Origin of the sequence: Streptomyces smyrnaeus, assembly GCF_017676345.1 — a bacterium.
In the GTDB taxonomy this organism is placed as follows: domain Bacteria; phylum Actinomycetota; class Actinomycetes; order Streptomycetales; family Streptomycetaceae; genus Streptomyces; species Streptomyces smyrnaeus.
On record NZ_JAFFZM010000017.1, the window covers coordinates 57,115 to 74,098 of the forward strand.

A 16,984-nucleotide genomic window follows, 5' to 3' on the forward strand; every position below is an offset into this window, starting at 1 on the left:
GGGAGGAAGTGTGTCCGTAACCGATGAGGCGATCCAGAAGATCCAGGGGATGATCGTCTCGGGTGCGCTGGGTCCCGGTGACCGGCTGCCCAAGGAGAGCGAGTTGGCCACCGAGCTCGGCCTGTCGCGCAACTCGCTGCGCGAGGCGGTACGCGCGCTGGCGCTGATCCGCGTCCTGGACGTGCGCCAGGGTGACGGCACCTATGTGACCAGCCTGGACGCACGGACGCTGCTGGAGGCGATGAGTTTCGTCTCAGGCTTCCACCGCGACGAAGCCGCCCTGGACCTCCTTGCGGTACGCCGCATCCTGGAACCCGCCGCCACGGCGCTGGCCGCCGCGCGGATCACGGCCGAAGAGGTCGACGCGCTGGAGCACCAGCTGGACGCGCTGGGGCCGGAGCCGTCGGCGGAGGAACTGGCCGCAGCCGAGCTGGAGTTCCACCGTCGGCTGGTGGCCGCCTGCGGCAACTGGGCACTGTGTTCACTGCTGAGCGGTCTGTCCGCGCCCACCGTCCGGGCCCGGGTGTGGCGGGGGCCGAGCCGGCAGGGCGCCGTCAGCCGCGCCCTGGACGAGCACCGGCAGCTGCTCGCCGCCTGCCGCGCCCGCGACACGGAGGGGGCGCGCGCCTGGTCGACCGCGCACCTCACCGGCGTGGAGCAGGGGCTGCGCGCGACGCTGTGAACGCGGGCGGGCCCGGAAGCCCCCAGCAGAGCGGGTGGGGATCCGGGGCGTGCGGGGGCTGCGGCACGGGCAGCGTCACGCCGTAGGCTGGGCCTCGCACGAAAACGGCTGGCAGCCGTACCGAACCGAGCAGGCAGCGGCATCGCCGACGGCAGGCTACAGCAAGTTAAGGAGGCGCTGGGTGATCGAGCTGGAGGGGGTTCCCGAGCTGGTCGACCCAGTCATGGTGGCCGCGTTCGAAGGGTGGAACGACGCCGGGGACGCGGCCTCCACCGCGGTCGAGCACCTGGAACGGGAGTGGAAGGGCGAGGTGTTCGCCGCGCTGGACGCGGAGGACTACTACGACTTCCAGGTGAACCGCCCACAGGTCTTCATGGACGGCGGGGTCCGGAAGGTCACCTGGCCCACCACCCGGCTGTCCGTCGTCCGCGTCGAGGACGCCGACGGCAAGGGGAAGCGGCGCGACCTGGTGCTGGTACGCGGCATCGAGCCGAGCATGCGGTGGCGCTCGTTCTGCAACGAGATCCTGGGCTTCGCCCATGAGCTGGGGGTCGAGCTGGTGGTCGTGCTGGGCGCGCTGCTCGGCGACACCCCGCACACCCGGCCGGTGCCGGTCACCGGGGTGACCTCGGACGCGGACGTGGCCCGCACCATGAATCTGGAGGAGTCCCGGTACGAGGGCCCGACCGGCATCGTCGGCATCCTGCAGGAGGCCTGCACCCACGCGGGCGTCCCGGCCGCCAGCCTGTGGGCGGCCGTGCCGCACTACGTCTCCCAGCCGCCCAATCCGAAGGCGACGCTGGCCCTCCTCAATCGGCTGGAGGACCTGCTGGGCGTACGGATCCCGATGGGCGAGCTGCCGGAGGACGCCCGGGCCTGGCAGATCGGTGTCGACCAGCTGGCGGCGGAGGACAGCGAGGTCGCCGAGTACGTGCAGTCGCTGGAGGAGGCGCGGGACACCGCCGAACTGCCGGAGGCCTCGGGAGAGGCCATCGCCAAGGAGTTCGAGCGCTATCTGCGGCACCGCGACGGGTCCGGCCCCGCCGAGGGAGGGACCGCGCCCGGTACTCCCCCGTTCCTGCGGGACCAGGGGCCGCCACCACCTCCGCCCAAGCCGGGCGGGGAGCCCCCGCGGCCGGACGAGCCGGACGAGGAGTAACTCTCCTTCGCCGCGGGGCCCTTGCCCGGCGGTGCCGGTGTGGCGGCACCGCCGGGCTGGTGGCGAAGAGTTCTCGCCGTCCGGCGGAAGGGTCCGCGCGGGAGACGGCAAGAAGAGTCCGCGCCGGGAAACTCCTACAGCGCCACACCCAGCAGGGCGTCCACCGTGCGGGACACCAGTCCGGGTGCGCCTTCGTCGGTGCCGCCCCGTGTCGCCTGCTCCTCCGCCCAGGCATCGACCGCCGCCAGTGCGGCGGGCGAGTCCAGGTCGTCCGCGAGCGCTACCCGGACGCCCTCCAGCATGGACTCCGCCGGCGGCCCGTCGGGGCGTGAGACGGCAGAACGCCAGCGGGCGAGGCGCTCCTTGGCCGCTTCCAGCACCGCGTCGGTGTACTCCCAGTCGGCGCGGTAGTGGTGGGCCAACAGGGCGAGCCGGATGGCGGCCGGGTCGACGCCCTCCCTCCGCAGCTGGGAGACGAAGACGAGGTTGCCCTTGGACTTGGACATCTTCTCGCCGTCCAGCCCGACCATCCCGGCATGCACATAGGTGCGTGCGAAGGGGAACTCGCCGGTGAGCGCCTGCGCGTGGGAGGCGCCCATCTCGTGGTGCGGGAAGGCGAGGTCGGAGCCGCCGCCCTGGACGTCGAAGCCCATGCCCAGGTGTTCCAGGGCGATGGCCACACACTCGATGTGCCAGCCGGGCCGTCCGGGGCCGAGGGTGCCGCCGTCCCAGTGCGGCTCGCCCTCGCGGGCCGCCGTCCACAGCATCGGGTCGAGCGGGTTCTTCTTTCCGGGGCGCTCGGGGTCTCCGCCGCGCTCGGCGGACAGCAGCCGCATCGTCTCCGCGTCGTAGCCCGAGACCCCGCCGAAGTGGGCGTCGGACTCGACGGAGAAGTAGATGTCGCCTTCGAGCTCGTAGGCGGCGCCCATGTCGCGCAGCCGTTCGACCAGCGGGACGATGCGGGGAATGGACTCCACCGCACCGATGTAGTGCTTCGGCGGCAGCATCCGAAGGGCCGTCATGTCCGCACGGAACAGCGCCGTTTCACGCTCGGCGAGGGCCGTCCAGTCCATGTTCGTCGCGACGGCCCGCTCCAGGAGCGGGTCGTCCACATCGGTGACGTTCTGTATGTAATGAACCTGGCGCTTGGTGTCGAGCCACACGCGCTGAACGAGGTCGAACGCGTTGTAGGTCGCCGCGTGTCCCAGGTGGGTGGCGTCGTACGGGGTGATGCCACACACGTAGATACGGGCGACAGGACCGGGGGCGAGGGTCACCCGTCCGCCGGTCGCGGTGTCGTGGATGTCGAGGTCGCGGCCCTGTCCAGGCAGGACGGGGACCTCTGTAGCGGGCCAGGCATGCATGCCTTGAGCCTAACCCGGACTGGTGTTCCGTATCCGGCCGGATGGGCGCTGTTCGGGCCTAGACGGGTGGCCAGGGGATCGCGGGCCACTCACCGCTGGGCAGCGGGTGCCGTCCGGAGCTGAGCAGCGCCTCCACCCGCTTGCGGGTGGCCTCCACCTCGGCCTCGGTCAGCAGCTCGGTCAGCCGTGCGGCCAGCGGGGCGCCCTCGGCCAATCCGGCCGACAGCAGGCGCAGCGCCTCGACGGCCTCGCCGGTCAGCTCCTCGCCCGCCCATCCCCACAGGAGGGTGCGCAGCTTGTCGTCGACGTGGAAGGTGACGCCGTGATCGATGGCGTACAGCGCGCCGTCCGGCCGGGGCAGCAGATGGCCGCCCTTGCGGTCACCGTTGTTGATCACCGCGTCGAGCACGGCGAGCCGCCGCAGCCTGGGGTCGTCGGCGTGTACGAGCAGCGCCGTCCGGCCGTCACTGACATCGGCGAAGCCGACCGCCTTCCAGCCCTCGCCGGGCTCGTCACCGTCGACCAGCGCGAGCAGTGGCGCGGGCTCGTCCGGCGCCGGATCCTCGGCCGCCGACACCTCGTCCTGGTCGGTTGCGGCACCCGCCGGCTCCGCCCCGTCCGCGGCGTCGTCCGCCCGCTCCGCGCCGGCTTCGGCGTCCGCTTCGGCGTCCGGCAGCTCCCCCACCCACGCCTGGCACATGCCCGCGCCGTACGGGCCCTCGCGCAGCACGGTGGCGGGTATCAGGTCCCAGCCGGTGGCTCGGGAGATCTCGTAGGCCGCGACCTCCCGCTGGGCGAGGTTGCCGTCGGGGAAGTCCCACAGCGGACGCTCACCGGCGACGGGCTTGTAGACACAGGCCAGGCTGTGGTCCTCGTGCTCGACGGTGCCGAACAGCACCGCGTTGGACGCCGCCATGATCCGCCCGTGCACCCTGAGGGTGCCCCGGGTGAGCAGCTCGCGGGTGGCCTCGGCGGCCGGTGCTGTGCCCCTGTCAGATCGTGAGCCGTTCATTCGCCCCGGCGGTATCCGTTCTGGCGCGGACATACGTGTCCCTCCGGGTCGAGCGGCAGGCTGCACAGGGGGCACGGCGGGCGGCCCGCGTTGACGACCTCCATCGCCCGCTTGGCGAAGGCACGGGCCATGCTGCCGCTGATCCGCACCCGGAGCATCGGAGGGCCGTTCTCGTCGTCCTGCAGCAGCCGCTCCTCGGCCTCGGCCAGATCCTCGTCCTCACCCGGCTCCAGCTCGACGATGGCCTGCGCCTCGACGACCATCCGCTCGCCCTCGCCGTCCCAGGCCAGCGCCATGGTGCCGACCCGGAACTCCTCCTCGACCGGAGTCTCCAACGGCGCCGTGTCATCGACCTCGGAGGGAGCGACAGCGGGGACGGGCGCGCTGCCACCGGAGCGGCGCACCACCTCGTCCAGCAGCTCGTCGATCCGCTCGGCGAGCGCTTCGACCTGCGCCTTCTCCAGGGCCACGCTGGTGGTGCGGCCTCCTGCACTGGCCTGGAGAAAGAAGGTGCGGCGGCCAGGCAGACCGACGGTACCGGCTACGAACCGGTCCGGCGGGTCGTACAGAAATACCTGACGGGACACGTTCTGCTCCGTTGGGTTCGACGGCTTGAGTGGCTTCGGACACCCGCACCCTACTGTGCGTTCCGATCATCGTGCTCAGGCGCTTCCGCCCACGGTCGCGTTGCCCTCCCCAGCACTTTCCCCGGTACTTCCAGTGTCGCCCTCTTCGTCCTTGCGGTCCGGTGGCGCGAGGGAGGCCAGCTCCCCGGTGTCCCCCAGCCGCAGCACGAAGGGGCGCAGGGGCGTGTAGGCGATGGCCGTGGCCGAGCAGGGGGCGACGGATATCCGCTGGAAGAGGTCGAGGTGCATGCCGAGGGCGTCCGCGACGATCGATTTGATCAGATCGCCGTGCGAGCACATCAGGTAGACGGCGTCGGCCCCGTGCTCGGCCTCGATCCGCGCGTTCCAGTCGCGTACGGCCTCCACGGCGCGCGCCTGCATGGCTCGCATCGACTCGCCGCCGGGGAAGGCCGCCGCCGAGGGGTGCTGCTGGACAGTGGTCATCAGCGGCTCGCCGTTGAGCTCGGCGAGCTTGCGGCCGGACCAGTCGCCGTAGTCGCACTCGGTGATGCGGTCCTCGGTGTGCACCGGCAGCTCGGGGCGGGCCGCGGTCAGCGGCATCAGGGTCTCCTGGCAGCGGCGCAGCGGGCTGCTGACGGCGGCGGCCAGCGGAATCTCCCGGAGCCGGTCGGGCAGCGCAGCCGCCTGCCGCCGACCGCGCTCGTCCAGAGTGACTCCGGGCGTGCGGCCGGCCAGCAGCCCGTCGGTGTTCGCCGTGGACCTGCCGTGGCGTACGAGGATCAGCGTGGGCATGCCGCAACCCTAAGCGAGGCGCTGTGGGCGGCGCTCTCCGGTTGTGGGACGGCCGGGGCGCGGCAGAATGCGAGGGGTGATCGTCGATTGTGTGCTCTACCGGCGAGGCCGCCGAACGGAGCGCCCGCAGGACTTCTCGGCGGCGCTGCGCGAGGCCCGGTCCTCGGCCGACACCTTCTTGTGGATCGGTCTGTACGAACCGACGGAGGCGGAGTTCGACCAGGTCACCAGGGACTTCGGGCTGCATCCGCTGGCCGTGGAGGACTCGCTGCACGCCCACCAGCGGCCGAAGCTGGAGGTGTACGCGGACTCGCTCTTCCTCGTACTCAAGCCGGTGGCCTACGACGAGACCGCCGACGCGCTGAGCACGGGCGAGCTGATGGTGTTCGTGGGCGACTCGTTCGTACTGACCGTGCGGCACGGTGCGGCCAATCCGCTCGGCTCGGTGCGCGAGCGGCTGGAGGAGTCCCCGGACGTGCTGCGGCACGGCCCCACTGCGGTGATGTACGCGGTCAGCGACACCGTGGTCGACCAGTATCTGGATGTCGCCGCGACCCTGCACACCGCCCTCGGAGAGCTGGAGGCCGGGGTGTTCGCCAAGGACGCCCGGGTGGGCACCGGCACGGCGAACCGCATCTACGAGTTCAAGCGCCGCGCGCTGGAGTTCCGCCGGGCGACGGTGCCGCTGACGGACCCCGTCGCCCGGCTGACCGGCGCGGGGGTGCCGTTCGTGCACAAGGACGCACGGCTGTTCTTCCGGGATGTCGCCGACCATCTGTCGCGGGTGAACGAGCAGGTGGAAGCAATCGACCGGCTGCTGACGGACATCCTGTCGGCGTATCTGGCACAGATGGGCGTGCGGCAGAACGACGACATGCGCAAGATCTCCGCCTGGGCGGCGATGTTCGCCGTGCCGACGGCCATCGCCGGCGTGTACGGCATGAACTTCGAGCACATGCCCGAACTGCACTGGGTGTGGGGATATCCGGCCACGCTGCTGCTGATGGTGACCATCTGCGTGGTGCTGTTCCGGATCTTCAAGCGCCGCGACTGGTTCTAGCGTGCCGGCTCGCGGGGACCGCGGCCCCCGCCAAGGTCGGCTCCGGGGGCGACCCGCTCAGGCGTACTCCGGGGCGGCTCCGGACCGCCCGGTGCCCAGCGCGTCGCGCCGCTCGGGCATCCGGAGGCTGACCATCCGGCGCCAGCCGCCCAACCGCTCCTGTACGTACCTGCCGTGGATGCCCAGCGCGATCAAGCCGTACTTGACCCCCGACCAGCCCAGGATGCGCGCCATCCGGCTCATGACGGCCAGACTGACGTCCCGGTAGACCTTGATCTCGGCGAGCGCGCTCTCGCGCAGCAGTTCCTTGATGGTGCGGGCGTGACCGGCCCGGGCGAGGCGCAGCAGTTCCTCGTGACAGTAGGCGAGGTGGTTGTCCTCGTCCTTGGAGATCATCTTCACCGCGCGGCCGAGCTCCGGGTGGTCGCCGGCCGCCTTCTTCAGCAGGTTCATCTCTTCGGCGGCACGCTGTTCGGTGACCCGGCTGTGCGCGAGGTAGGCGAGCACGTCGTGCTCGGTCAGCTGCTCGTCGCGGCGCAGCTTCTCGTGGGCCAGGCCGATGCCGAGGCCCTCCAGGATCATCGTGTAGTCGGTGTCGTCGGGGATCTCGGCCGCCTCCAGCCTGCGCTTGTTCAGCAGCGCCATGAAGATGCGGCCGTGCTTGTCCTCGTCGGCGCCGTGCCGGGCGATCTTGGGCGCGAGGTCGCGCTGGGACTCGGGGACGAGCGCGGCGATGCGAGCGTTCTCCCAGCCGCCCTGGGCCTCACCGCTGGCGGCGATGGAGCAGAAGAGCCGGAAGGACTCGTCGTTGTCGAGGATTTCCTGGAACAGACTCCTGGCCGAGAGCATCGCTGCCACCTCCGTGCACGAGTTCCGTACAGCACGACATCCGCAAAGAACGAGTCAAATGCCGCCTAGGCGAACAAGCAACAGATGAGTGGCCGATCTGCGCCGAACGCAGGAGCCGCGCCGCCCGCCCGCGTAACCGGGCGGGCGGGGCCGCGTTGTGCTCCGTGACGGCCGTGGCGGGGTTGACCCCGAGCCCCCACCACGGCCGCGGACTTCTCGGGCACGTTCCACCCTGCGGGGCCGGGGCTTACGCCTTACGGGCGGGCCGCACCTCGTGCGGGCGCTGCCGACAGGCCCGGCGCCGCGCGACGCGAGCGCGACGCGCGGGACCGGGAGAGGCGGCCCGGCGCTCCCGCCATGGCCCTCAGGAGGCCAGGCCGGCCCGCTCCAGGGCCTCGACCCCGGCACGCAGGCTGGTCAGCCGCTCCTCCAGCGAGAACCCGGCCGGCGCCAGCGACAGCGTCGTCACCCCGGCGTCCGCGTAGGCGCGCATCCGGTCGGCGATCCGCTCGACGGGGCCGATCAGGGTGGTGGAGTCGATCAGCTCACGCGGGATCGCCGCCGCCGCGCCCTCCTTGTCGCCGGCCAGGTACTTCTCCTGGATCTCGGCGGCTTCCTTCTCGTAGCCCATGCGCTGGGCGAGCTGGTTGTAGAAGTTCTGCTTGCGGCTGCCCATGCCGCCCACGTACAGCGCGGTGTAGGGGCGGAAGAGGTCGGCGAGCGCGTCGATGTCGTCGCCGACGGCCATCGGGACGGTGGGGCACACGTCGAAGCCCTCCATCGTGCTGCCCGCGGCCTCCCGGCCCGCGCGCAGGTGCCGCAGGGTGGTCTCCTCGGCGTGCTCGGGGGAGAAGAAGACCAGCAGCACACCGTTGGCGATCTCGCCGGTCTGCTCCAGGTTCTTGGGGCCGATGGCGGCGATGTAGAGCGGGATCTCCTCGCGCTCCGGGTGGACGGTCAGCTTGATCGGCTTTCCGGGGCCACCGGGCAGCGGCAGCGTCCAGTGCTGCCCTTCGTAGGTCAGGCGCTCGCGGGACATGGCGCGGCGGATGATCTCGACGTACTCGCGGGTGCGGGCGAGCGGCTTGTCGAACTTCACCCCGTACCAGCCCTCGGACACCTGCGGGCCCGAGACGCCGAGGCCGAGCCGGAAGCGGCCGCCGGAGAGCGAGTCGAGGGTGGCGGCCGTCATCGCGGTCATGGCGGGGGTCCGGGCGGGGATCTGGAAGATCCCGGCGGCCACGTCGATCCGCTCGGTGTGGGCCGCCACCCAGGTGAGCACGGTCGCGGCGTCCGAGCCGTACGCCTCGGCCGCCCAGCACACGTCGTAACCGAGCCGGTCGGCCTCCTGTGCGACGGCGAGGTTGTCCGCATCCATCCCGGCACCCCAGTAGCCGAGGTTGATGCCCAGTCGCATCCCCATCCCGCACCCACTTCCCTTACTGATCAGTAATGTCCCTGACCCCCGGACTCTAACGCCTGCCACAACTACGCTCAACGCCCATGGAGCTAAGGCACCTCGGCCGCACTGGCCTGCGCGTATCCCGGATCGGGCTGGGCACTCTCGGCTGGGCGCGCAGCGGTGGCGCGTCCGGCCAGGCCGACCGCGCCGGACGCGGCGGTCAGCACGACACCTACGGGCAGCACGACCAGTACCTGCAGAACGCCGCGGACCAGCTCAAGGCGTTCTGGGAAGCCGGCGGCACGCTCGTGGACACGGCCGACGTCTACGGCGACGGCGAGGCCGAGTATCTGCTGGGTCGGCTGATGCGCGACCGCGTACCGCGAAGCGACCTGGTCGTCGCCACCAAGGCGGGCAGCATCCCCGACCCCGACCGCCGCATCGACTGCTCACGCGGCCACCTCCTCACCGCGCTGGACGCCTCCCTCGACCGGCTGGGCACCGACCATGTGGACCTGTGGCAGGTGCACGCCTACGACCCGTACACCCCGCTGGAGGAAACGCTCCAGGCACTGGACACGGCCGTCAGCAGCGGGCGCGCCCGCTACGCCGGGGTGTCCGACTTCTCCGGCTGGCAGCTCGCCAAGGCGGGCACCTGGCAGCTGGCCGCACCGGGCGTACGGCATCCGCTGGCCAGCACCCAGATGGAGTACTCGCTGCTCCAGCGCGGCATCGAGCGGGAGGTGCTGCCCGCCGCGCGGGACCTGGGCATCGGGCTGCTGCCGTCCTCACCGCTGGGCCGCGGCGTGCTCACCGGGAAGTACCGGCAGCCGGGCCCGCCGCCGACCGGGTCGCGCGGCGCCTCCGAGCGGCTGGCGGCGTTCGTCGAGCCGTACCTGGACGAGACCGCCGGACGGATCGTGGACGCGGTCGCCATAGCGGCCGACGGGCTCGCCCTGCCCCCGCTCCAGGTCGCACTGGCGTGGGTGCGCGATCGGCCGGGCGTGGTGGCGCCGATCGTCGGGGCACGGACAGCCGAGCAGCTCACCCAGGCGCTGTCAGTGGAGGGCCTTAGTCTTCCAGACGAAATCCGCGCGGCGCTGGACGACGTCTCGGCACCCGTGCACCGCTACCCCGACCATGACTGGAGCGAGCTGTGAGCAACGACAAGGCAGCCGAACTCCTCGCGGCCGTCCGCGCGGTGGAGAGCGGCGAACGCTCCGCCGCCTCGTTCTTCACCGAGCCACCGGCCAGGCCCGCCCGGCTTGCCGCCCCCGGCGGCCCGACCGGAAGCACCGCCGACGGCAGCACCGGAGCCGACGGCAGCTCCGGCGGTGCCGGGAAGTCCGCCGTCGGCGGTCAGGGCCGCGGGACGGGCGGCGAGCAGCCGGGGAGCGCGGCGCCCCGGCGCCCGGGCCCCCCGGACTCCGCCGCCCAGCGGGGCGGGCGGCAGCCGGGGCGCGGAGCCGGGCCGGTCACCGTCCCGGACGAGGTGCGGGCCCTGCTGGCGGAGGGCGGGGCGCCCGAGGCGCTGGGGCAGCCGGTGGTCGAGACGCTCGGTGAGGGCGCGGCCGGGCTGCTGCGGACCGATCCGTGGCAGCTCCTCGCGGTCCCCGGGGTGCACCCGGAACAGGCCGACGGCTTCGCCCGCGCCCTGCTCGGCGACGGAGCGGGACCCGGTGACCCGCGCCGTGCGGTCGCGCTGGTCGGCCGGCTGCTGGAGCGCGCGGCGCTGCGGGGCGACACGGTGCTGACGCCGGACGCACTCGCCGAGGGACTGGCCCGGCACGCGGTGCCGGACCCGGACGAGGCCGTACGGGAGGCGGTGGACGCGGGCGCCGTACTCGTCTTCGAGGACGCGCTGGACGCCGGGCCGGTCCCCTCGGCCATGAACGAGGACGACAGCGAGGAGGTGGAACGCCCGGTCAACGTCCTGGTGGGACTGGACCGGTACGCGCTGGCGGAAGAGAGCCTGGCCGACGGGCTCGCCCGCATCGCCGGCACGTTCGACTCCGCCCCTTCGGCCGGCGAGGAGGCGGACGACGGGCACGGCGGCGGTACCCCCGGCGCCGAGCAGTGGGCGGCAGTCGCCGAGGGCGCCCCCTCCCCCTCCGCGCGGGAGCTGATCCACGCCGTGGCCGGGAGCGGGCTGGTCACCCATACGGGCGGCGAGGCGTCCCGCGCCGAGGTCGCCGCGCTGGTCACGGCCGCCAGAGGGCTCGGACTTCGCGCCTGGGCGCTCACCCATACGGATGACGGCCGCGCCCGCATGGCCCGACTCCTCGCCGACGCGGGGGACGACGCCGCACCGGACCAGGGCGCAGGCGCAGGCAGTGCCACCGTCGCCGGTGTCCTCGGGGGTACGGAAGGGCCGGAGCGGGACGACGAAGGGGCCCTCACCGTCGATCTGCTGGCCGTCTGCGACGCGCCCCAACTCGACGCGGAGACGGCCGCGGGCCTGCTGGAGTCGCTGCCCGACGGAGTACGGCTGGTGCTCAGCGGAGACCCGGGCGTGCTGGGTGCCGCGGGCCCGGGTCAGGTGTTCCGGGATCTGGTGGCTGCCAAGTACTGCCCGCACATCGCCTCGCGTACCCCGGACCCGGGCCCGGTGGGCGAGCTGGTCTCGGGCGTCGGGATCGGGGAGCTCAACCAGGTGGAGGCGCCCGGCAAGGAGGTCGTGATCGTCCCGGTGGCCGACCCGGGGGAAGCCGTGCACCGCACGGTGCAGCTCGTCGCCGACTCGGTGCCCCGCGCACTCGGTGTCCCCTCCACCGAGACCCAGGTGATCACCCCCGGGCACGGCGGCGCGGCGGGGACGCGCGCGCTGAACTCCGCCCTCAAGGAAAGGCTCAATCCCGGCCCCGGTCGCTTCGGCGGCTTCGACCCCGGCGACCGGATCGCCTACTCACCGGCTCCCGGCCGTACGAGCGTCGGCACCGTGACCTCCGCCGACGACCGCGGCCTCCATCTGGCCTGTGGCGAGCGCGGCGTGACGGTCCCGCCCGAGCGCGTACCCGAAACGGTGCGGCACGGCTGGGCGGTGACGGCCCATCAGGCAGCGGGTATCCGCTGGCCCGCCGCCGTCGTGGTGCTGCCGGGGGACGCGACGGGGGCGCTCACCCGGGAGTGGGTCTACACCGCCTTCGGCCGCGCGGAGCGCCATCTGTCGGTCGTACACGGTGCGGGCGACGCGCTCCCCCACGCGGTCGCCTCCGTGGTGGGCCGGGAGCGCACGACCCGGCTGCGCACCCTCCTGACCGAGTCCGCCCGCGCGGCCGAAGCAGCGCGGGCGGCGGAGGCCGACGCGGCGCAGGAGCCCGGCATGTGAGCCGGAGTACGGACGTGTGAGCCGTAGCCGGGCGGGGCGGGCCGTGGTCGGGGCACGGACCGCGGCGCCTCTCCGTGGCGGTGCCGTGCCTCGGGCCGCGCAGATCCTGCTCCTGCTCCTGCTACCTGCTCCTGCTACCTGCTTCGCCGGCCTGCGGGAGCGGTTCCGTCGAGGTCGTCGAACGCCTCGCCTTCGGAGTCGTCGTCCTCCTCGTCCTCGTCTTCCCCGTCCTCGTCCTCGTCGTACCCTTCGGCGTCCCGTTCCTCGTCCTCTTCCTCGTCTTCGTCGTCATCGTCCTCGCTGCGGGCTTCGAGGAGCAGGTCCTCCTCGTCCTCGTCGAAGACGGAACTGACGTCGAAGCGGCAGATCACGCGCTGGGGATCCGCCTGCTCGAAGGGGGCCGACAGCCATTCGCCGGGCTCGGCGGCTTCGTCCACCGCCGTGACCCACAGGGTGGAGTCGCCCTCCTCCAGGCCGAACTCCTTGTGGCGCGTGGCGATCTCGTCCGGCTCGTACTCGCCGAAGAGCACGCCGAGCGCCGCGTGCACGCTGTTGCCCGGTGCGGCGCTCTCGACCCGCTCGTCCTCGGCCGCCTCCGGGTCCAGCTCGGTGACGCGCTCGGCCTGCGCCTGCAGCCGGTGCGGCTCGGAGATGACATAGTCCCGCCGGATCAGGACGCTCAGCGCGCTGGGCACCTCCGGCCCTGTGTACGCGGGCAGGCTCTCGCTGCTGGGGATCTCGAAGGGGGTGACCTCGTCATAGACCTCGTACAGCAGTTCGTCGTAGTGCTCACCCGCGGCGGCCAGTGCGTCGAAGGCGGCGTAGACGGCGGAGTCGAGTTCGGCGGCGTACTGCTCTGCCGACGAGGCGTCCCGCTCAGCCGCACCGGCGTCGAAGCCCGCTCCGGCAGGCGCCGGGGACTCCCCCGCACGGCGCTCGACGGCCTCCAGGTGCCGGTCCAGCGCGGCTTTGACCGCCTCGGCGGCGGCGCGTACGTCGGCAGCGGTGGGCTGCGCAGCATCAGACATAGTGCAGACGCTATCGGCAGACGGGGTCCATCCGCACAATAGAGAGGATGCCGGAATACGAATTTCGTGATGTGTACGTCCCTCGAGGCGTCTCCCGCAAGGCTGCCACCCAACTGCTGACCGATCATGCCGAGTACGGGCACTGGGAACTGGCCCGGATGCGGCTGTACCCGGACGGGAGCCGTCGGGTGCGTCTCCGCCGCCGCATCATCCGTCAGCTGCGCCCCACCTGGTGACAGCCCGGTGGCCGGACCGGTGACCGACCCGACGGCCGACCCGGTGACCATCGGTCCGGCGGCCATCGGTCCCGAGGTCACCGGTTCGGCTGCGATCGGTCGCTGACGAGGGGCTTCGAGGGAGCGGTTCCGCTGTCGCGGGACCGCTCCCTGCGCTGTGCCCGGCGGCCTGGTGGCCCGGTACGTCAGCGGCGGCCGGCGACCCGGGAGCGCCGGTAGAGCACGTAGCCGCCCGCGAGCATGCCCACGCCGAGCGGTGCGGCGACGCCGAGCCCACCGGAGCCCGTGTGCGCGAGTTCACCACCGTCCCGCGCCTCGGCTCCGGCGCCCTTGGTCGTGTCGGACGCCGCTACGGCCTCCGGCTCGGAAGGAGCGTGCACCTCACCGGTGCTGCCGGGCTCATTGGGGCTACCGGGGTCACCCGGGTCACCGGGCTGACCCGGCTGCTGGGGCTCGGAGGGCTTCCCGGGCTCACCCGGATCGCCGGGGTCACCGGGCTGACCCGGATTCCCCGGGTCGCCTGGGTCACCTGGATCGCCGGGCTCCCCCGGCTGCTCCGGCTGACCAGGGTCACCGGGGTCCCCCGGCTCGCCCGGGTCACCGGGCTCCCCCGGGTCACCGGGCTCGCCCGGATTGCCGGGCTCCTCCGGGTACCCCGGGTCGACCGGCCCCGGGTCCGAGGGTTTCGACGGGTTGGCACAGCCGTTGCCGTGCGCGGGGTTGAGCGCGCCGCCGACATCGACGGTGTTCCCGCAGACGTTCACCGGTACATCGACCGGGACCTGCACGTTGTTGCCCGAGCCCACGCCGGGCGAGCCCTGGGTGGAGCCGTCCGCGTGCGCCCCGCGCCCGCCCTGCGGGCTGTGCCCGCCGTTGCCGCAGCTGTTGCCGGATGCCGGGTTGAGCAGACCGACAACGTTCACGGTGTTGCCGCAGACGTTCACCGTGACGTTCACCGGTGCTTGGACCGTGTTGCCGGAGAGCACCCCCGGCGAGTTCGCGCTGCCGCCCTGGGCTCCCGAGTCGGCGAACGCGGTCCCCCCTGACATCGCGAGGAGGCCGCCCGCGGCGGCCATGGTGATCAGGCCCTTTCTGGTGCCTTGACGCATGCTGTGGAATCCCCTGCCTAGTGATGGCTGTCTGTAACAGGCCAGGGGGAGGCGCACCCGCGCGCGCCGTCCCGCCCCCTCAAGATCCGAGGGCCCCGGAGCGCGTGGCGCGTGCTCCGGGGCCGCTCAGAACTCATGTACTCACCGATCGGATCGGATGAGACGTGATGTCAGTCGTTGACGCAGGTGTTGCCGAACGCGGGGTTCAGCAGACCGATCACGGAGATCGTGTTGCCGCAGGCGTTCACCGGAATGTGGACCGGGACCTGCACGACGTTGCCGGAAACGACACCCGGGGAGTGCACGGCGGCACCCTGCGCACCGGAGTCGGCGACGGCCATACCCGCACCAGCCAGCACAAGACCGCTGGTGGCAGCCGCGGCGGCGATGACCTTCTTGATCATTGTTCCTCCTAGTTGGCAATACGGTCCCAACCGGGGACCGCACTCCCTGTAACGAGGATGGCGGAATCAGGCTACGAACTGACTAGATCATTCACCCGTCCCGGTCACTTCCGCACAGGCGGCCGAATATCGCTCCGGGGACATCACCCTTGCGACGGACAGCGGTGGCGAGGCTGCGACAGATCACCGGCGCAGATCGGAAAAGCGCCGGTCACAGCATCCGATCAACGGGGGCCCGACCAGCGCCCCACGGCGTCAGGCCTGGTCCAGGAACCGATCCAGTACCCGAACCCCGAACCGGAGTCCGTCAACCGGCACCCGCTCGTCCACCCCGTGGAACATTCCCGCGAAGTCGAGCTCCGGCGGCAGCTTCAGCGGCGCGAAGCCGAAGCAGCGAATGCCCAGGTCGTCGAAGGACTTGGCGTCGGTACCGCCCGAGAGCATGTAGGGCACGGCTCGGGCGACGGGGTCCTCCGCGCGCAGCGAGGACTGCATGGCCTCCACGAGCGCACCGTCGAACGTGGTCTCCAGCGCCTTGTCGGCGTGCACGTCCTCGCGCCGTACGCGCGGACCGAGCAGCCGGTCGAGGTCGGCGAGGAACTCCTCCTCGTGCCCCGGCAGGAACCGGCCGTCCACATGAGCGGTCGCCTGCCCGGGGATGACGTTGACCTTGTAGCCGGCCCCGAGCTGGGTGGGTGCCGCGGTGTTCTGCAGGGTGGCGCCGATGATCTTGGCGATGCCGCCGAGCCGGGCGAGGGTCTCCTCCATGTCCTCGGGGTCGAGCTCGATTCCGAGCGCGTCGGAGAGCTCGTCCAGGAAGGAGCGGACCGTCTTGGTGACCCGCACCGGGAACTTGTGCCGGCCCAGCCGGCCCACGGCCTCGCACAGCTCGGTGATCGCGTTGTCGTTGTTGGTCATCGACCCGTGACCGGCGGTGCCGTCCACGGTCAGCCGCATCCAGTGCATGCCCTTCTGGGCCGTCTCGATCAGATACAGCCGCAGGTCCTCGTTGACCGTGAAGGAGAACCCACCGACCTCACCGATGGCCTCGGTGACCCCCTCGAAGAGGTCGGCGTGGTTGTCGACCAGGTGCCGTGCCCCGTAGACGCCGCCCGCCTCCTCATCCGCCAGGAAGGCCAGCACGATGTCACGGGGCGGCTTGCGCCCGGTACGCATCCGGTCCCGCACGACCGCCAGCGTCATCGCGTCCATGTCCTTCATGTCGACGGCACCGCGCCCCCACACGCAGCCGTCGGCGATCTCCCCGGAGAACGGGTGCCGCGTCCAGTCGTCGGCGTTGGCCGGCACCACGTCGGTGTGCCCGTGGATCAGCAGGGCGGGGCGGGAGGGGTCCTCGCCCGTGATCCGTGCCACGGTCGAGGCGCGGCCCGGACGGGACTCGATGATCTGCGGCTCCAGCCCGACCTCGGCCAGCTTCTCGGCGACGTACTCCGCCGCCGCCCGCTCCCCGGGGCCCTCGTTGTTGCCGTAATTGCTGGTGTCGATCCGGATCAGTTCGCGGCAGAGATCGACGACCTCGCTCTCGGCGGTAGCGGCACTCGCGGTCGCGGCGCTATCGGCACTCACACTGCCTCCTCTTCTCGCAGGTAGACCCCCATCCTCCCGCCCGCACCCCGGCACCCCAAGGGGCGGGTGATCGCAGTCCTCATCGGGTGCTAAGGTTTAACCCGTCGCAAGGCCTCCCACCGGCCCCGCGACACACCCGGTCGGGGTGGCGGAATGGCAGACGCGCTAGCTTGAGGTGCTAGTGCCCTTTACAGGGCGTGGGGGTTCAAGTCCCCCTCCCGACACACACATACGTACACGCGGCGGCAGGTCGTGACTGAGAAGGTCACCGATCTGTCGCCGCGAGTCGTATGTGAGGGCGCCGGGCGAAGGGTTCGTAGCGGGCGCCGATCATCAGGTCCGGCTCCGCTGCCCGACACAGCACCCTGGCCCCGAACGCTCAGTC

Annotated in this window: 16 protein-coding genes and 1 tRNA gene; 7 read left to right on the plus strand and 10 right to left on the minus strand. The window is 72.0% G+C overall.

From position 1 onward, the window contains the following. The first annotated feature begins 10 nt into the window (after positions 1–10). Entirely contained in the window at positions 11–682 is a 672-nt protein-coding gene (locus tag JW613_RS25575) for a FadR/GntR family transcriptional regulator (RefSeq protein ID WP_209213268.1), read from the plus strand. Between the two features lie 181 nt (positions 683–863). Next, positions 864–1,841: a PAC2 family protein gene (locus JW613_RS25580; RefSeq protein WP_099878936.1), complete on the plus strand. Its 978-nt coding sequence runs from the start codon at positions 864–866 to the stop codon at positions 1,839–1,841. Positions 1,842–1,975: 134 nt separating this feature from the next. Here JW613_RS25580 and mshC read toward each other — a convergent pair whose 3' ends face one another. The 4 genes from mshC to JW613_RS25600 all read right to left on the minus strand — a co-directional run bounded on the left by mshC (position 1,976) and on the right by JW613_RS25600 (position 5,596). Next, on the minus strand, positions 1,976–3,205 hold the full coding sequence (gene mshC / locus JW613_RS25585; RefSeq protein ID WP_209213269.1) for a cysteine--1-D-myo-inosityl 2-amino-2-deoxy-alpha-D-glucopyranoside ligase: 1,230 nt from the start codon (positions 3,203–3,205) through the stop codon (positions 1,976–1,978). 58 nt (positions 3,206–3,263) lie between these two features. Then, complete coding sequence (locus JW613_RS25590) at positions 3,264–4,250, minus strand: SCO1664 family protein (protein WP_372448002.1); 987 nt, start codon at positions 4,248–4,250, stop codon at positions 3,264–3,266. Beyond that, the gene (locus tag JW613_RS25595; protein ID WP_099878942.1) at positions 4,214–4,804 is read right to left on the minus strand and encodes a DUF3090 domain-containing protein; all 591 of its coding nucleotides are present in this window, start codon (positions 4,802–4,804) and stop codon (positions 4,214–4,216) included. Before JW613_RS25595 ends, JW613_RS25590 begins: the two co-directional genes overlap by 37 nt. A 75-nt stretch (positions 4,805–4,879) precedes the next feature. Then, entirely contained in the window at positions 4,880–5,596 is a 717-nt protein-coding gene (locus JW613_RS25600) for a histidine phosphatase family protein (RefSeq protein ID WP_209213271.1), read from the minus strand. Between the two features lie 67 nt (positions 5,597–5,663). On the opposite strand from JW613_RS25600, the gene corA reads away from it, so the two are divergent. Further along, a complete protein-coding gene (gene corA, locus JW613_RS25605) occupies positions 5,664–6,656 on the plus strand; it encodes a magnesium/cobalt transporter CorA (protein ID WP_209213272.1) in 993 nt (330 codons plus the stop codon). Positions 6,657–6,713: 57 nt separating this feature from the next. Here the strand turns inward: corA and JW613_RS25610 are convergent, their stop codons facing one another. Then, entirely contained in the window at positions 6,714–7,505 is a 792-nt protein-coding gene (locus JW613_RS25610; protein ID WP_209213273.1) for a ferritin-like domain-containing protein, read from the minus strand. Positions 7,506–7,869: 364 nt separating this feature from the next. Then, complete coding sequence (locus JW613_RS25615) at positions 7,870–8,922, minus strand: LLM class F420-dependent oxidoreductase (protein ID WP_209213391.1); 1,053 nt, start codon at positions 8,920–8,922, stop codon at positions 7,870–7,872. Between the two features lie 86 nt (positions 8,923–9,008). Here JW613_RS25615 and JW613_RS25620 point away from each other — a divergent pair, with 86 nt between their 5' ends. Together JW613_RS25620 and JW613_RS25625 are read left to right on the plus strand one after the other, a co-directional pair. Then, positions 9,009–10,067: an aldo/keto reductase gene (locus JW613_RS25620; protein ID WP_209213274.1), complete on the plus strand. Its 1,059-nt coding sequence runs from the start codon at positions 9,009–9,011 to the stop codon at positions 10,065–10,067. Continuing rightward, positions 10,064–12,235 carry a helix-hairpin-helix domain-containing protein gene (locus tag JW613_RS25625; protein WP_209213275.1) on the plus strand — a complete coding sequence of 724 codons (2,172 nt, stop codon included), beginning with the start codon at positions 10,064–10,066 and terminating at the stop codon, positions 12,233–12,235. The genes JW613_RS25620 and JW613_RS25625 overlap by 4 nt, the downstream gene beginning before the upstream one ends. 134 nt (positions 12,236–12,369) lie before the next feature. Here JW613_RS25625 and JW613_RS25630 read toward each other — a convergent pair whose 3' ends face one another. Further along, positions 12,370–13,263, minus strand: coding sequence for a hypothetical protein (locus tag JW613_RS25630; RefSeq protein WP_209213276.1), 894 nt, complete (start codon positions 13,261–13,263; stop codon positions 12,370–12,372). Between the two features lie 47 nt (positions 13,264–13,310). Between JW613_RS25630 and JW613_RS25635 the strand changes: the two genes are divergently transcribed. After that, entirely contained in the window at positions 13,311–13,499 is a 189-nt protein-coding gene (locus JW613_RS25635; RefSeq protein WP_030408284.1) for a DUF5703 family protein, read from the plus strand. Between the two features lie 185 nt (positions 13,500–13,684). On the opposite strand, the gene JW613_RS25640 is transcribed toward JW613_RS25635, so the two are convergent. The 3 genes from JW613_RS25640 to JW613_RS25650 form a co-directional block, all read right to left on the minus strand. Next, positions 13,685–14,608 (minus strand): chaplin, encoded by a 924-nt coding sequence (locus JW613_RS25640; protein WP_209213277.1) that lies wholly within the window; start codon positions 14,606–14,608, stop codon positions 13,685–13,687. 170 nt (positions 14,609–14,778) lie between these two features. Beyond that, positions 14,779–15,012 (minus strand): chaplin ChpH, encoded by a 234-nt coding sequence (gene chpH, locus JW613_RS25645; protein ID WP_209213278.1) that lies wholly within the window; start codon positions 15,010–15,012, stop codon positions 14,779–14,781. A gap of 255 nt (positions 15,013–15,267) precedes the next feature. Then, entirely contained in the window at positions 15,268–16,599 is a 1,332-nt protein-coding gene (locus tag JW613_RS25650) for a M20/M25/M40 family metallo-hydrolase (RefSeq protein WP_209213279.1), read from the minus strand. Between the two features lie 139 nt (positions 16,600–16,738). On the opposite strand from JW613_RS25650, the gene JW613_RS25655 reads away from it, so the two are divergent. Continuing rightward, positions 16,739–16,823, plus strand: a tRNA-Leu gene (locus JW613_RS25655). Positions 16,824–16,984 lie beyond the last annotated feature (161 nt).